The following is a 14,595-nucleotide window of genomic DNA, read 5'->3' as shown; positions in this document are numbered from 1 at the left end:
CTTGTCTGCATGATGCTGTGAACCGCGCTTCTGTCCCCGGCCTGGATGGCTTGTTGAACCGACCCTCGGCGGCCTCGCTGTCCCCCGCAGTGCGCGAGGCGCTGCTGCAGCGCTGGCAGGCCAACGATGCCGACCACGCCCAGTCCGCCCCCTGGCCGGTGCTGGCCGATACCCTGGATGCGCTGGCCCTGCTGTCGGCCGACGACAGCGCCCTGCTGGCGGCCCTGTTGTTCGACCTGCCCTGGCTGCGTGCCGGGCTGGACGCACTTCCGCTGGGCAGCCACAAAACGGCCGTGGTCGGCCTGCTCGAGGGCTTGGACGCGGCCGACCAGGTCTGGGCGCTGCACGCCGGGCGCGATGCCGGGCGCAACAGCGAAGGCCTGCGCCGCCTGCTGCTGTCGATCATCCAGGACCTGCGGGTGGTACCGATCCTGCTGGCCCGGCAGCTGGCGCGGATGCGCGCGGCCGACCGCCTGCCCGAGGAAGAGCGCCGGGCGCTGGCCCAGCTGACCCGCGATATCCATGCGCCCCTGGCCAACCGGCTCGGCATCTGGCAGCTGAAGTGGGAGCTGGAAGATCTGGCGTTCCGGCACCTGGAGCCGGAGACCTACCGCCGCATTGCACGTGAAGTGGACGAAACACGGCTGGCGCGCGAACGCTATGTCGAGTCGGTCAAGAAGGTGCTGTCGCGCGAGCTGCTGGCGCAGGGCATCGAGGCCGAGGTCAGCGGGCGCCCGAAGCACATCTACAGCATCTGGCGGAAGATGCAGAAGAAGCGGCTCGCCTACGAGCAGCTCTACGACATCCGTGCGGTGCGGGTGATGGTCAAGGACGTGGCGGCCTGCTACGCCGCGCTGGGCGTGGTGCACTCGCTGTGGGCGCCGGTGCCGAGCGAGTTCGATGACTACATCGCCCGGCCCAAGGCCAATGACTACCGCTCCCTGCACACTGCCGTGGTGGGGCCGGAAGGGCGGACCATCGAAGTGCAGATCCGCAGCCACGACATGCACGCCCAGGCTGAGCTCGGCGTGGCCGCACACTGGCGCTACAAGGAAGGCAGCAAGGGCGCGGAAAAGGCGTTCGACCGCAAGATCACCTGGATGCGCCAGCTGCTGGAGCACTCGCAGGAAGGTCACGGCGGGGAGCTGGCAGGTGCGCTGGACGCCGAGCTGACCGAGGACCGGGTCTATGCGCTGAGTCCGAAGGACGAGGTGATGGACCTGCCGCAGGGCGCTACGCCGCTGGATTTTGCGTACCACGTGCACACGATGGTCGGCCACCGCTGCCGCGGTGCGAAGGTCAATGGGCGCATCGTGCCGCTCACCTACCGCCTGCGCAGTGGAGACCGGGTCGAGATCCTCACCGGCAAGGAAGCCGACCCGCGCCGGGACTGGCTGCTGGCCTCCAATGGTTATCTCGCAAGCAACCGCTCGCGCGAGAAGGTGCGCGGCTGGTTCCACAAGCTGGACCGGGCGCGCAACGTGCAGGCCGGGCGCGACCTGCTCGACCGCGAACTGAAGCGGCTCGGGCTGGCGCAGGCGGACCTGGCCGTGGCGGCGAAGAAATTCCATGCCGACAGCGTCGATGACCTTTACATCCAGGTGGCGCTGGGCGACACCGGCCCGCACCAGGTCAGCCGGGCATTGCTCGAAGCCGAACGTGCCGCCACGCAGCCGGCGGTGCCCGCGTTGCCACGGCCCACCGCGCGCCGCGACAGCCTGGGCAAGTCCAAGTTCACCGTACAGGGCGTGGGCAATCTCCTGGTGCAGCTGGCGCGCTGCTGCCAGCCGGTGGCCGGCGAGCCGATAGTCGGTTACCTGACCCGTACCCGCGGGGTCACCGTGCACCGCACCGACTGCGCCGCATTGGCGCGGCTGTCCGCTGCGAGCCCGCAGCGCATCCTGCCGGTCGAATGGGGCCAGGCAGGCGGAGGCTACGAGGTGGACGTGGTGGTCGACGCGGTGGATCGCCGCTGGCTGCTCAAGGACATCACCAACCTGATCGCGCAGGAGGACGCGTACGTGCTGGACATCCACAGCGACAACGTCCGCAACAGCGGCCGTGCGCACCTGCGCCTGCGCCTGAAAGTGAGCGACTACGGCCAGCTTTCGGCGCTGTTGGGGAAACTGGATGCCTTGCCCGGCGTCAGCGACGCGCGGCGTCTGGGCTGACCTCACGTGACCCACGCTACGCTCACGGAATGAGCCGCCATCCCGACCATGAGGACGCCGCGCATGCCGCCCTGCGCCGCGTGCGCCGCGCAGGCCGGTGGTGGTGGGTGCAGGCCTGGCAGTCGCGGCGCATCTGGCGCTGGGCGCTGCTGGTGGCGGTGGTGGTGTTCGTACTGCTGGTCGCGTTCGGGCGCCCCTTGGCCAACTGGTTCTGGAATGAGCCGCAGGTGGAGCAGCTGCTGGACAGGGGCGACCGCGCGCTGGCCGCGGGCCGCCTGAGCGCAGCCGATGGCAGCGGCGCGCGCGAGTGGTACCAGGCGGCGCTGGCGCTGGACAGCGATCGTCCGCAGGCCCGCGCCGGCCTGGCGCGCACCGCGCGCGCGGCGCTGCGGCAGGCAGGTGCTGCGCTGGATGCCGGTGACCTGGCGACCGCACAACGGGCGCTGGCCCTGGCCCGCGAACTGCAGGTGCCGCAGCGCGACTACGATGCGGTGGCGCGTCGCCTGCGCGAGCACCAGCAGGACGGCGCCGGGATCGGTGCGTTGCTGGGCCGTGCCGAATCCGCGCTGCAGGCGCAGCGCCTGGATGGCAGCGATGACAGTGCGTTGCCCTTGTTCCAGCAGGTGCTGGTGCGCGCGCCCAACCACCTGCGCGCGCTGGAAGGGCGCGAGGATGCGCTTTCAGACCTGCTGCAGCAGGCGCGCGACGCGGCGGCGCAGGGTGATGTGGCGGGGGCAGCCTCGCGCGTGCAGCGTGCGCGCGCCTTCGATGCCGGACATGTCGATCTCCCGGCCAGCGAGGCCGCGTTGAACGCCGCGCTGGAGGCACGCGTACGTGACGGCCAGCAGCTGCTGCGGCGGCAGCGCTGGCAGGCCGCAGGTGACGCGTTCCAGTCGGTGCTCGCGGTGCGTCCGGACGATGCGGCCGCGCAGCAGGGGCGACAGCAGGTGGTCGAGGCGCTGCTGGCATCGGCAGCACGGCAGGCCGCTGATTTCCGCTTCGACCTTGCCGGGCAGGCGCTGGATGCCGCGCAGGGGTTCGGTGCGTCCGAACGCCAGTTGGCCGCGTCACGCCAGGGGGTGGCGCAGGCCCGCCAGGCCGAGCGCGCGCTGACCGCGCCAGCCACGCCGCATCGACGCCGCGAACAGGCACTGCGCGACCTGTTGGCGCGTTTCGAGGACGCGCAGGCGCGTGGCGACATGCTTTCACCACCCGGAAGCAGCGCTTACGACGCACTGCGCGAAGCGCAGGCGTTGGCGCCGCAGGATGCGCGCGTGCGTGCGGCCGCGCAGCGGATGCTGCCCGCCACGCAGCAGTGTGTCGACGATCGCCTGCGTGAGAACCGGGTGCAGGCGGCGGGCGCCTGCCTGGAGGCATGGCAGGCATTGTCGCGCAGCGGCAGCCAGGCCGACGCCGGCCTGCGCCTGGGACAGCGCTGGTTGGCGATCGGCAGCGAGCGCCTGGGCCGCGGCGACGTCGCATTCGCACGCGAGGCCCTGCGCCAGGCCGCGCGCTGGGGTGTCCCGCCCACGGCGGCCGAATACCAGACGCTGCAACAGCGCCTGGGCGACGTCGAACCGGTGCGCTGACCGTGTCGGGTATAGTGCGCGCACGTTTTGACGTGGATGGACGATGACGGTTCTTGTTTCCGGCGGCACCAGCCAGATCGGCCGGTTCCTGCTGCCGCGGCTGGTTGCCGCCCAGCTCCCCGTGGTGGCGCTGAGCCGCCATGCGCAGGCCCCGCAGCGCGGCGTGGACTGGCAGGTGGGAGACATGCGCGCCCTGCCGTTCCCGCAGGAACCGTTGCAGGCGATCGTCAGTTTCGCGCCGCTGGATGCGTGGGGCGACTGGTTGGCCCGCCAGCACACCGCGCCGGCAGCGAAGATCATCGTCACCAGTTCGATGAGCGTGCTCACCAAGCAGGGATCGGCGCAAGCGGACGAACAGGCGCTGGTGGCGCTGCTGCAGCGGGGCGAACACAACCTGGCCATGCAGGCCGAGCGCCTGGGCATGCAGTGGACCGTGTTGCGCCCGACCCTGGTCTACGGTGCCGGCGTCGACCGCAGCCTGACCCCGATCGTTGCACGCGCACGTCGCACCCGGTTGTTCCCCATCCCGATGGCGCACGGGCTGCGCCAGCCGGTACACGCCGACGACATCGCCCAGGCGGTGATGGCCGCACTACGCAGCGATGCCGCTGCGGGCCAGACGCTGCAGATCGGGGGCGGCGAGCGCTTGGACTACCAGCAGATGTTCCAGCGCGTGCGGGCCAGCATGGGCATGTTCACGCTGCCGGTGTACCTGCCGGGGGCGGCGTTGCGGCTGCTTGCGGCGACGGTGCCGCGTGCGCGTGGCCCGGTGTCGCGGTTGGGGCACGACCTGGTGGCCGACAACAGCGCATTGACCCGAAGCCTGGGCGTGACGCCGCGCGCGTTCCAGCCCACGCCCGCCACCTGGCGGGAAGCAGGCCGGTAAACTGCGGCGTCAGCCGACGAATACCCGCCGCACCGTGTCGCGTGCGGCGTCCAGTGAGAAGTGGTCGGCCACGTTGTGCAGGCCCGCAGCGGACAACCGCTGCCACAGCGCCTCGTCGCGATACAGCCGCACCACGGCGGCAGCGAAGGCCTCGGCATCATCGGCCACCAGCACATCCTCGCCATCGCGCAGGTGCATGCCTTCCACGCCGACGGTGGTGGCCACCACCGGTTGCCCGTGCGCCATGCTCAGGTTGACCTTGCCTTTCACCCCGGCGCCGAAGCGCAGCGGCGCCACCGCGATGCGCACCTTCTCCATGTAGGGCGTCACCACCGGCACGAAGCCATGGATTTCCACCCCGGGCTGGCTGGCAGCCAGGGCCTGCAGCGACGGCGGAACGTCGGCGCCGATGCAATGGAAGCGCACCTGCGGCAGCTGCGCGCGGATGCGGGCGAACACCTCACCGATGAACCAGTGCATCGCATCTACGTTCGGCGGATGGCGGAACCCGCCGACAAACACCAGGTCGCGCCGTTCCGCCCAGCTGGCGCCACCTCCAGCCACTTCATGCAGGTTGGAAATCAGCTCTACGTGAACCGCCGGGGCGTCGGCCTGGAGCTGCACGCGCTCGGCCTCGCTGACCAGCACGGTCACGTCGCTGGCGGCCATCACCGCCAGTTCGCGCGTGCGCGTGCGTTCGGCATTGCGCAGCAGCCCGGCATCGCCAGCCAGTTCGGCGCCGCGGCGCTCGCGCAGGTAATGCAGGTCCACGGTATCGAACACCCGCCGCGCATCCGGTGCGTAGCGCTTCAGCAGCGGCAGGCATTCGCTGGCCACGTGGTGGCGCACCATCATCACCACCGCAAAGCGCGATCCGTGCTCGCGCAGCCACGCGCCGACGCCCTCCAGGAACGGCGCGTACCAGACTTCCACGCCCAGCGCCTGCAGTGCTTCGGTGGGCGCGCCGGCATGTTCGCGCAGTGTTGGCACGAACACCACGTGCAGGCCTTCGGCCAGCAGCATGCGGATCAGGTTGTACTGGCGCAGCGAACCGGAATCGCGATCCGGTTGCGGTACGCGTTCGTCCAGGATCAGCACCTGGCGTTGGTGGCGGTGCAGCAACGCCGGCGACGGCACGCTGCCGGGGGCCGGATGCCGGGCCAGCACCTGCGCCCACCGGGCCGCGAACACGCCCTGGTTGCGGACCTGGTAGGCCTTGATCCCGCTGCCGGTGTCGGTGCCATTGCTGGTGCCTTCGTCATGCACCACCCGGCTGGCAGGTTGCACCAGCACCCGGTGGCCGGCGGCGCGCACGGCAAAGGCCAGATCGGTGTCTTCGTAATAGGCCGGGCGGTAGCGCGTATCCAGCCCGCCCAGCTGGTCCCACAGCGCACGCGGCAGCATCAACGCGGCGCCGGAACAGTAGTCCGCATCGCGCAGCGCGCGGTAGCGCGGGTCGTCAGGCGATTCGAAGCGGCCGTAGCTCCATGCACTGCCGTCGTTGAACACCACGCCGCCGGCCTCCTGCAGGCGGCCGTCGGGATACAGCAGCTGTGAGCCGACCAAACCGGCCTGCGGCACCTTGTCGAGCGTCTCCAGCAGCGCATCCAGCCAGCCGGGCTGCGGCACGGTGTCGTTGTTGAGCAGCACCACGAAGGCGCCGCGCGACCGCGCCACGCCGTCGTTGCAGGCCTCGATGAAGCCGCCGTTGGCCGCCCGGACTTCGTAGCGCAGCCCCTGCACCTGCGGCATCCACTGCAGGGTCTCGTCGCTGCTGCCGTCGTCGATGATCAGGATCTCGCAGGCCACGTGCGGCGGGTGGGCCGCCAGAGCGCGCAGGCAGGCCAGGGTGTGGGCGGCATGGTTGTACACCGGGATCACAATGCTGACCCGTGGCTCAACGCTGTACGGCACCGCGAACGGCGCGAACGGGACGGCCGCCGGCAGGTACAACGGGGCGCGCTGCAGCTCGGGCAGGGGCTGCGCATGGACCCGGATACGCTGCCAGGTGGCCCGCCAGCCCCGGGTGCGCAGGCTGGCCACGCTGCGCCGGAACAGGCCGATCATGCGGTTCAGGAAGTAGCGTGCATCGGCCAAGGATGTCGACATCCCGTTACAACTCCAGCTAAGCGGGGAAAACCGGGGGACACGCGCGCTACCGTGGCTGCGCTAGACTCGCCGGACTTTTACATTCTTGCATGCCCGTGCCCCCACGCTACGATTCCGACGACAACGACGCGTTCGAGGACGACACCGACAGCCGCTGGCCGCTGTGGCGCCGTCGCCTGATCACCTGGGGCATGGCCGCCGTGGCGCTGGCGCTGGGTTTCCTCATTCCCTATACGGTGTACCTGAACACCCAGGTCACCCAGCGCTTCGGCGAACTGCGCTGGCAGATCCCCACCCGTGTCTACGCACGGCCGCTGGCGCTGGCGCCGGGCGTGGCCATGGATACCCAGACGCTGAAGACCGAACTGGCGGCATCGGCCTACCGCGATGACGGCACCGGCAAGGCGCCGGCCACCTTCAGCCAGGACGGCGGCCGCTTCGTCGTGTCCAGCCGCGGCTACAACGACGTCGACGGCAAGGTCGCGCCGCGCCGGATCGAGCTGAGTCTGTCCGGTGGCCAGATCGCCTCGCTGCGCGACGCAGACAGCCGCAAGGCGCTCAAGGCCGCGCGGCTGGACCCGGCGCGTATCGCCACCCTGTACGGCCAGAAGCAGGAAGAGCGCCGCCTGGTCCGGCTCGAAGACACCCCCGAGCTGCTGGTCACCGGCCTGCAGGCGGTGGAGGACAAGGATTTCAACCGGCACCATGGCATCGACCTGAGCGGCATCGCGCGCGCGGTCTGGGTGACCGTGCGCTCCGGCGGCCAGAGCCGCCAGGGCGCCTCCACGCTGACCCAGCAGCTGGCCCGCAGCGGCCTGCTCGGGATCGGCAAGGAACAGACCGTCACCCGCAAGTTCAACGAGGTGCTGTACGCGCTGATCATGGAGGCGCGCTACGACAAGCGCACCATCCTGGAGGCCTACCTCAACCAGGTGTACCTGGGCCAGCGCGGCAGCCAGGCGATCCACGGCATGTCCTCCGGCGCCGAATTCTGGTTCGGTCGTGACCTGTCCTCGCTCAACACCGAACACATCGCGCTGCTGATCGGGCTGGTCAAGGGGCCGTCCTACTACGACCCGCGCCGCAACCCCGAGCGCGCGCTGGACCGGCGCAACTTCGTGCTCGGCAAGCTGCACGAAAACGGCCTGATCGACGACACCGAGCTGCAGCGTGCGCTGAAGGCGCCGCTGGGCGTGCCGAAGAACCCCGGCCTGATCGCCGCCAACCGGTTCCCGGCCTATGTCGACCTGGTGCGCCGCCAGCTGGGCCATGACTACCCCGAAGCCGTGCTGCAGGGCGCTGGCCTGAGCGTGATGACCGGCATGGCGCCCTCGGCCCAGGCCTATGCCGAAGGTGCGGTGACCAAAACGCTGAAGTCGCTGGAAAACAAGCGCCGCCCCGAACTGCAGGCCGGCCTGGTGCTCACCGACGTGCACAATGGCGACGTGCTGGCCGTGGTCGGCAGCCGCGATGTGTCGGAGCCGGGCTTCAACCGCGCCATCGAAGCGCAGCGGCAGGTCGGCTCACTGCTCAAGCCGTTCGTGTACCTGCTGGCGCTGGCCCAGCCGGACAAGTATTCGCTGGCCACCTTCGTCGATGATTCGCCGGTGACCGTGCAGCTCAGCCGCGGCAAGCGCTGGACCCCGGGCAATGCGGACAACCGCAGCCACGGCACCGTGCGCCTGGTCGATGCGCTGGCCAATTCCTACAACCAGGCCACCGTGCGGGTGGGCATGCAGGTGGGGCCGGAGCGGGTCACCCAGCTGATCCACGTGCTGGCCGGGTTGAAGGCCGAGAGCAATCCGTCGGTGATCCTGGGCGCGACCGACCAGAGCCCCTATGCGATGGCGCAGCTGTACCAGTTCCTGGCGTCCGGTGGCGAGATCCAGCCGCTGCACGCCGTGCGCGGCGTGCTCGATCCGCAGGGCAAGCTGCTCAAGCGCTATGACAAGACCCCGGCGCCGGCCCAGGAAGGCGACTCCATCGCCGCCAACCTGATCAGCATCGGCCTGCAGCAGGTGGTGTCCAGCGGCACCGCCGCGCGCCTCAACGCCGATGGCCTGTCGCGCCTGCAGGCGGCCGGCAAGACCGGTACCTCCAACGATGGTCGTGACAGCTGGTATGCCGGCTATACCGGCGACCACCTGGCGGTGGTCTGGATGGGCAACGACCAGAACGAGCAGACCGGCCTGTTCGGCGCCACCGGCGCCATGCGGGTCTGGTCGGGCATCTTCAGCCGCCTGCCGAGCGCGCCGTTGAAGGTCAGCAACAAGGGCCTGGACTGGCAGCCGGTGGAAGCCGGCGGCACCGCCGCCACCGACGAGTCCTGCCCGGGCGCGCGCCGCTTCCCGTTCGTGGTCGGCTACGCGCCGGCCTACACTGCCTGCGTGGCCCCCACCGCATTGCCGGAAGGCGAAGGCGGCGAGGGTGGCGAAGGCGGTGGCTGGCGCAGCTGGTTCGGCCTGGACAAGAAGCCCGAACCGGCCGCCGAGCCGGCGCAGGCCGCCCCCGCGGCCACTCCCCCCGCTCGATGAAGCGCAACGCAAGGCAGCTCCGCATGACGACTTCCCGCACCGTGATCCGTACCGCTTCCGTGCTCGCGCTCGGCCTGGCGTTGGCCGCCTGCGTGTCCACCGCGCCGCCGGTGAAGCCGCCGGTCGACACCACCACGCCGGCCCAGCGCATGGCGGCCGTGGATGCCAGCGCCGGCAAGGACGACAAGGAGCTGGATGTGCAGCCGCTGCGCGATGCCGGCATCGAGGACCTGCGCGTGGTGGCCAAGGCCAAGCGCCAGGCCAACGACCTGGCCGGTGCGGCCGAAGCGCTGGACCAGGCGCTGCTGATCAACGAAGGTGATCCGTCGATCGTGCAGGAACGCGCGGAGATCGCGCTGCTGCAGGGCGACTGGGCCCGCGCCGAAACGCTGGCCCGCAAGGCGGTGGAGCTGGGCTCGAAGACCGGCCCGTTGTGCCGCCGCCACTGGGCGACCATCGAACAGGCGCGCCTGGCGCGCGGCGAGAAGGAAAACGCGGCATCGGCGCACGCCCAGCTGGAAGGCTGCACGGTGCCGGGCATCAAGCGCTATTGAAACGGTGCCGGCCAGCGGCCGGCACTACAATGGCAGCATGTCCCGCCTTGCCCACGCCAGCAGTGAAGCCCTCAGTGAGGGCGGCACGCTCGCCAGCCAACTTGATGCCTTCGTCGCCCGTCCGGCGCAGCTGCGCCTGACCACGGCCATCGCCGAAGCCTTCGACCAGCGCGAGGTGCTGCTGGCCGAGGCCGGCACCGGCACCGGCAAGACCTTTGCCTACCTGGTGCCGGCGCTGCTGTCGGGCCTGAAGACCATCATTTCCACCGGTACCCGCGCGCTGCAGGACCAGCTGTACCACCGCGACCTGCCGCGCGTGCGTGCCGCGCTCGGGGTGGGGCACAGCAGCGCGCTGCTCAAAGGGCGGTCCAATTACCTGTGCCGGTACCGGCTGCAGCAGGCGCGCGGCGAGCCGCGCTTCACTTCGCCGCAGGAAGTGGCGCAGTTCCAGCGCATCCTGGCCTGGTCGGGGCGTACGAAATTCGGCGATATGGCCGAACTGGAAGCGCTGCCCGATGATTCGCCGCTGTACCCGATGGTCACCTCGACGGTGGACAACTGCCTGGGTACGGAGTGCCCGTTCTGGGATGACTGCTTCGTAGTACAGGCGCGCCAGCGTGCACAGGCGGCCGACGTGGTGGTGGTCAACCACCACCTGCTGCTGGCCGACCTGGCGCTCAAACAGGAGGGCTTCGGCGAAATCCTGCCGGGCGCGCAGGCGTTCGTGATCGACGAAGCGCATCAGTTGCCGGAGCTGGCCGCCAATTTCTTCGGCGAAGGATTCGGCATGCGGCCGTGGCAGGAGCTGGCGCGCGACTGCCTGGCCGAGAGCCGCAGCGTGGCCGGCGCGCAGGCCGCGCTGCACGCGCATGCCGGCGCGCTGGAGCAGACCCTGCGCGAGCTGCGCACGGCGATGGACGGCCTGCCCGCGCGCGGTACCCAGTGGCGCGCCCTGGCGGTGCCGCAGGTGCGCGATGGCTTCGATGCCGCGATGAGTGCGCTGGTGGCGCTGCGCGACGTACTGGATGGCGTGCGCGCGGCTTCCCCCGGCCTGGATGCCTGCCACGCGCGGGCGATGGAGGCGGTGTCGCGGTTGTCGCGCTGGTTGGGCGATGATGCGCCGCTGCTGGACTTCGATACCGACCCGGAGCAGGTTCCAGCACCGGCCGAGGTGCTCTGGTATGAGCTCACCCCGCGTGGCTTCCGCTGCCAGCGCACGCCGATGGATGTGTCCGGACCGCTGCGCGAGCACCGCCAGCGTTCGATGGCGGCGTGGATATTCACCTCGGCCACGCTGACGGTGGACGGCAGGTTCGAGCACATCGCCCAGCGGCTGGGCCTGGACGACCCGATCACGTTGCTGCAGCCCAGCCCGTTCGACTGGGCCCGGCAGGCGCTGTGCTATCTGCCGACCGACCTGCCGGATCCGGCCGCGCGCGGCTTTGGTACCGCGCTGATCCGCGCGCTGACCCCGGTGCTGGAAGCATCGGGCGGGCGCGCATTCCTGTTGTTCGCCTCGCATCGCGCATTGCGCGAAGCCGCCGAAGCGCTGCGCGACGCGCCGTGGCCGTTGTTCGTGCAGGGTGAGGCGCCGCGCGCCACGCTGCTGCAGCGCTTCCGCGAATCGGGCAACGGCGTGCTGCTGGGCTCGGCCAGCTTCCGCGAGGGCGTGGACGTGGTGGGCGATGCGTTGAGCGTGGTGGTGATCGACAAGCTGCCGTTCGCCGCGCCCGATGACCCGGTGTTCGAGGCACGGCTGGATGCCATTCGCCGCGATGGCGGCAACCCGTTCCGCGACGAGCAGCTGCCGCAGGCGGTTATCGCGCTCAAGCAGGGCGTGGGGCGGCTGATCCGCAGCGAGACCGACCGGGGCGTGCTGGTGCTGTGCGACCCGCGCCTGGTCAGCCGCAGCTACGGCCGCACCTTCCTGGATTCGCTGCCGCCGTTCCGGCGCACGCGCTCGCTGGGCGATGTGCAGACCTTCTTTGCGCCACAATGGCCTGCCACTGCTGCCGACACCGGGACTACCAGTCCCGCCCCGGTTGCCGATGCCTTTCCTACTTCCCTGTTCTGATCCCCATGAAACTGCTCGCCTTTGAAACCGCCACCGAAGCCTGCTCCGTTGCCCTGTACGTGGATGGGCAGGTGCGTGAGCGCTTCGAAATCGCCCCGCGCCGCCATGCCGAACTGAGCCTGCCCTGGGCCGAGGAACTGCTGGCCGAGGCCGGGCTGGCGCGCTCGCAGCTGGATGCGATTGCTTTGGGGCGGGGGCCGGGCGCGTTCACCGGCGTGCGGCTGGCGATTGCCATCGCACAAGGCATCGCGCTGGCGCTGGATCGCCCGTTGATCCCGGTCTCCACCCTGCAGGTGCTGGCGCTGCGCGCGCCGGCTGAAGCCACCCACGTGCTGAGCAGCATCGATGCGCGCATGGGCGAGGTCTATGCGGCGCGCCACGTGCGCGTGGACGGCCAGTGGCAGCTGCAGGGCGAGGAAGTGGTGTGCGCGCCGGAAGCCGTGGAACTGCCCGATGGCAGCCGCTGGTTCGGTGTCGGTACGGGCTTCGGTGCGGCCGAGGGCGTGCTGGCCACGCGGCTTGCCGATCAGCTGGACGGTGTTGACGCGCAGGCATTGCCGCGTGCCTCCGACCTGCTGGCGCTGGCGGTGCCGATGTTCGAGCGCGGCGAGGCGATGGCCCCGGAGCTGGTTGAACCGGCCTACCTGCGCAACAACGTCGCCCTGACCCTGGTCGAACAGCGGGCTGCGCGGGCGGCAAAGCAGCGCTGATCAATCAGAGCGCCCGGAGCCGAGCCGGCCTTACCGGTCGTCGCGCAACTCGCCGCCGGGCAGGAACACCCAGGTCCGGGTGACCTGCAGGATATCCACGCCGTCATCGGTCTTGGGCAGCGGCGGGAACGGCTGGGCCAGGCGGATCACCCGCAGCGCGGTTTCATCCAGCAGCGGCGTGCCGCTGCTGCGCAGGATCCGGCTGCTTTCCACGCTGCCATCGCGGCGCACGCCCACGGTGATCACCACCTGGCCGCCCAGCCGGCGCTGGCGCGCCTCATCGGGGTAGTTGAGGTTGCCCACGCGTTCGGCGCGGTCCACCCACGCGCGCAGGTAATTGGCGTAGGCGTATTCGCGGGTGCTGGCCGACACGAACTTGCGGTTCGGGCGCTTGGCGTACTGCGCCGAACGCAGGTGCACCTCGGCGGCCAGCCGGGCCATTTCGGCATCGCGCTGTTCGCGCGCGGTCATCGCCGCGTCCGGCTGCGGATGCTCCGGCAGTGGCTGTGGCTGCGCTTCGGCGATCGGGTCGGGGCTGTTGCGGCTGGCCACCACCCGCGCCTGCGGCGGTGGCGGGCGCGCGGCATCCTGGCGCTGCTGCGGCACCGGCGACAGCCCGGCCTGGGGCTGCGGCACGATCCCGGTCTGGTTGTCACGCGGGCGCTGCGCCTTGTCGTGGTCGCCGCCGCCCTGCTGGTTGGCCTGGGCCAGGAAGTCGGCCTGCCTGGGGGTCAGCGGGGTCTGGGTCTGGCTGAAGATCACGTCCAGGGTCGGCACCAGCGCGGCATTGTCGCTGACCGCGAAGCCCACCCCCAGGATCAGCAGCGCATGCACCAGCGCCGACAGCGCCAGGGTCGCGCCCAGGCGCTGCGATTCGCGGGCCTGCAGGGGCACCATCGGAGCGACCGCCGTACTCATTGCGCCAAGCTGGCCTCGATCGCGTCGAACAGGGTGCCGGCGATGTTCAGCCCGAACTGCGCATCCAGTTCGCGCACGCAGGTGGGGCTGGTGACGTTGACCTCGGTGAGGTAATCACCGATCACGTCCAACCCCACGAAGCGCATGCCACGGCGCTTCATCTCCGGCCCGACCTGGGCGGCGATCCAGCGGTCGCGCTCGCTCAGCGGGCGGCCTTCGCCGCGACCACCGGCGGCCAGGTTGCCGCGGAACTCGTCGCCCTGCGGAATCCGCGCCAGGCAGTAGTCCACCGGCTCGCCGTCGACCAGGAGGATGCGCTTGTCGCCGGCGGTGATGTCGGGGATGAATTTCTGCGCCAGGGTCAGCCTGCGCTCGCCATCGGTCAGCGTTTCCAGGATCACGTTGAGGTTGGGATCACCGGTGCCGCTGCGGAAGATCGAGCGCCCGCCCATGCCGTCCAGCGGCTTGAGCACGGCCTGGCCATGTTCCAGCACGAACGCCTTCAGGTCGGCGTGGCGGCGGCTGACCAGGGTCGGCGGGCAGCACTGCGGGAAGAGCAGGGCGGCCAGCTTCTCGTTGTAGTCGCGCAGGCCCTGCGGGTCGTTCACCACCAGCGCCCCCGCCTGCTGGGCCACGCCCAGTACCTGGGTGTCGTAGATGAATTCGGCATCCACCGGCGGATCCTTGCGCATCAGCACCACCTGGCCGGGGCCGAAGGTGGTCTGGCCGAATTCGCCCAGCGTGAACCAGTCATGCTTGTCGTCGCGCACCTGCAGCGGGGCGGTACGGGCCACCGCCACCCCGTCGCGCAGCGCCAGCCCGCCGGGGCTGACGTAGTGCAGGGCATGGCCACGGCGCTGGGCTTCCAGCAGCATGGCGAAGGTGGTGTCCTTGGCGATCTTGATATGGGCGATGGCATCCATCACCACGATGACGTTCAACGGCATGGTCGCAACCTGGCGGGCAGGCGCTGATGGTAGCGGCAATGCGCCCGTATTGCCTGCCCGGAGCGGCGGAACGCAGCGTCCGGCGGTCTTCACGCTTTGCGCA

General features: G+C 70.3%; 10 protein-coding genes. 7 read left to right on the top strand and 3 right to left on the bottom strand.

What is annotated here, in order from left to right; genetic code table 11:
- Positions 1-17: 17 nt before the first annotated feature.
- From SOM39_RS04030 to SOM39_RS04020, 3 genes are read left to right on the top strand one after another with little or no spacing between them, the layout of a single operon-like run.
- Positions 18-2,171, top strand: a complete 2,154-nt coding sequence (locus tag SOM39_RS04030) for a bifunctional (p)ppGpp synthetase/guanosine-3',5'-bis(diphosphate) 3'-pyrophosphohydrolase (protein ID WP_320457542.1) — start codon at positions 18-20, stop codon at positions 2,169-2,171.
- Positions 2,172-2,200: 29 nt separating this feature from the next.
- Positions 2,201-3,760, top strand: coding sequence for a hypothetical protein (locus SOM39_RS04025; protein WP_320457541.1), 1,560 nt, complete (start codon positions 2,201-2,203; stop codon positions 3,758-3,760).
- A gap of 43 nt (positions 3,761-3,803) precedes the next feature.
- The gene (locus SOM39_RS04020) at positions 3,804-4,646 is read left to right on the top strand and encodes an NAD-dependent epimerase/dehydratase family protein (protein WP_320457540.1); all 843 of its coding nucleotides are present in this window, start codon (positions 3,804-3,806) and stop codon (positions 4,644-4,646) included.
- A 9-nt stretch (positions 4,647-4,655) separates the two neighbouring features.
- Here the strand turns inward: SOM39_RS04020 and SOM39_RS04015 are convergent, their stop codons facing one another.
- On the bottom strand, positions 4,656-6,755 hold the full coding sequence (locus tag SOM39_RS04015) for a glycosyltransferase (protein ID WP_320457539.1): 2,100 nt from the start codon (positions 6,753-6,755) through the stop codon (positions 4,656-4,658).
- A gap of 95 nt (positions 6,756-6,850) precedes the next feature.
- On the opposite strand from SOM39_RS04015, the gene mrcB reads away from it, so the two are divergent.
- The 4 genes from mrcB to tsaB are packed head-to-tail and all read left to right on the top strand — an operon-like array spanning position 6,851 to position 12,627.
- Positions 6,851-9,289 (top strand): penicillin-binding protein 1B, encoded by a 2,439-nt coding sequence (gene mrcB, locus SOM39_RS04010; protein WP_320457664.1) that lies wholly within the window; start codon positions 6,851-6,853, stop codon positions 9,287-9,289.
- A gap of 23 nt (positions 9,290-9,312) precedes the next feature.
- Positions 9,313-9,843: a tetratricopeptide repeat protein gene (locus tag SOM39_RS04005; protein WP_184126766.1), complete on the top strand. Its 531-nt coding sequence runs from the start codon at positions 9,313-9,315 to the stop codon at positions 9,841-9,843.
- A gap of 37 nt (positions 9,844-9,880) precedes the next feature.
- Entirely contained in the window at positions 9,881-11,917 is a 2,037-nt protein-coding gene (locus SOM39_RS04000; protein ID WP_320457538.1) for an ATP-dependent DNA helicase, read from the top strand.
- Between the two features lie 5 nt (positions 11,918-11,922).
- Complete coding sequence (tsaB, locus tag SOM39_RS03995) at positions 11,923-12,627, top strand: tRNA (adenosine(37)-N6)-threonylcarbamoyltransferase complex dimerization subunit type 1 TsaB (protein ID WP_320457537.1); 705 nt, start codon at positions 11,923-11,925, stop codon at positions 12,625-12,627.
- 30 nt (positions 12,628-12,657) lie between these two features.
- Here the strand turns inward: tsaB and SOM39_RS03990 are convergent, their stop codons facing one another.
- Together SOM39_RS03990 and gshB are read right to left on the bottom strand one after the other, a co-directional pair.
- On the bottom strand, positions 12,658-13,545 hold the full coding sequence (locus SOM39_RS03990) for an energy transducer TonB family protein (protein WP_068853723.1): 888 nt from the start codon (positions 13,543-13,545) through the stop codon (positions 12,658-12,660).
- On the bottom strand, positions 13,542-14,492 hold the full coding sequence (gene gshB, locus SOM39_RS03985) for a glutathione synthase (RefSeq protein WP_093533781.1): 951 nt from the start codon (positions 14,490-14,492) through the stop codon (positions 13,542-13,544). Before gshB ends, SOM39_RS03990 begins: the two co-directional genes overlap by 4 nt.
- Positions 14,493-14,595: the final 103 nt, after the last annotated feature.

Source organism: Stenotrophomonas sp. CFBP8994 (assembly GCF_034044835.1).
GTDB classification, from domain to species: Bacteria; Pseudomonadota; Gammaproteobacteria; order Xanthomonadales; family Xanthomonadaceae; genus Stenotrophomonas; species Stenotrophomonas rhizophila_A.
Note: the sequence above shows the minus strand (reverse complement) of the source record. Positions and strands in the feature narration are given on the sequence as shown.

Excerpts from the sequence above, each read along its gene's own strand:
- SOM39_RS04025 (WP_320457541.1), top strand. The coding sequence starts at position 2,201 with ATGAGCCGCCATCCCGACCATGAGGACGCCGCGCATGCCGCCCTGCGC.
- SOM39_RS04020 (WP_320457540.1), top strand. The coding sequence starts at position 3,804 with ATGACGGTTCTTGTTTCCGGCGGCACCAGCCAGATCGGCCGGTTCCTG.
- SOM39_RS04015 (WP_320457539.1), bottom strand. The coding sequence starts at position 6,755 with ATGTCGACATCCTTGGCCGATGCACGCTACTTCCTGAACCGCATGATC.
- SOM39_RS04005 (WP_184126766.1), top strand. The coding sequence starts at position 9,313 with ATGACGACTTCCCGCACCGTGATCCGTACCGCTTCCGTGCTCGCGCTC.
- SOM39_RS04000 (WP_320457538.1), top strand. The coding sequence starts at position 9,881 with ATGTCCCGCCTTGCCCACGCCAGCAGTGAAGCCCTCAGTGAGGGCGGC.
- tsaB (WP_320457537.1), top strand. The coding sequence starts at position 11,923 with ATGAAACTGCTCGCCTTTGAAACCGCCACCGAAGCCTGCTCCGTTGCC.
- SOM39_RS03990 (WP_068853723.1), bottom strand. The coding sequence starts at position 13,545 with ATGAGTACGGCGGTCGCTCCGATGGTGCCCCTGCAGGCCCGCGAATCG.
- gshB (WP_093533781.1), bottom strand. The coding sequence starts at position 14,492 with ATGCCGTTGAACGTCATCGTGGTGATGGATGCCATCGCCCATATCAAG.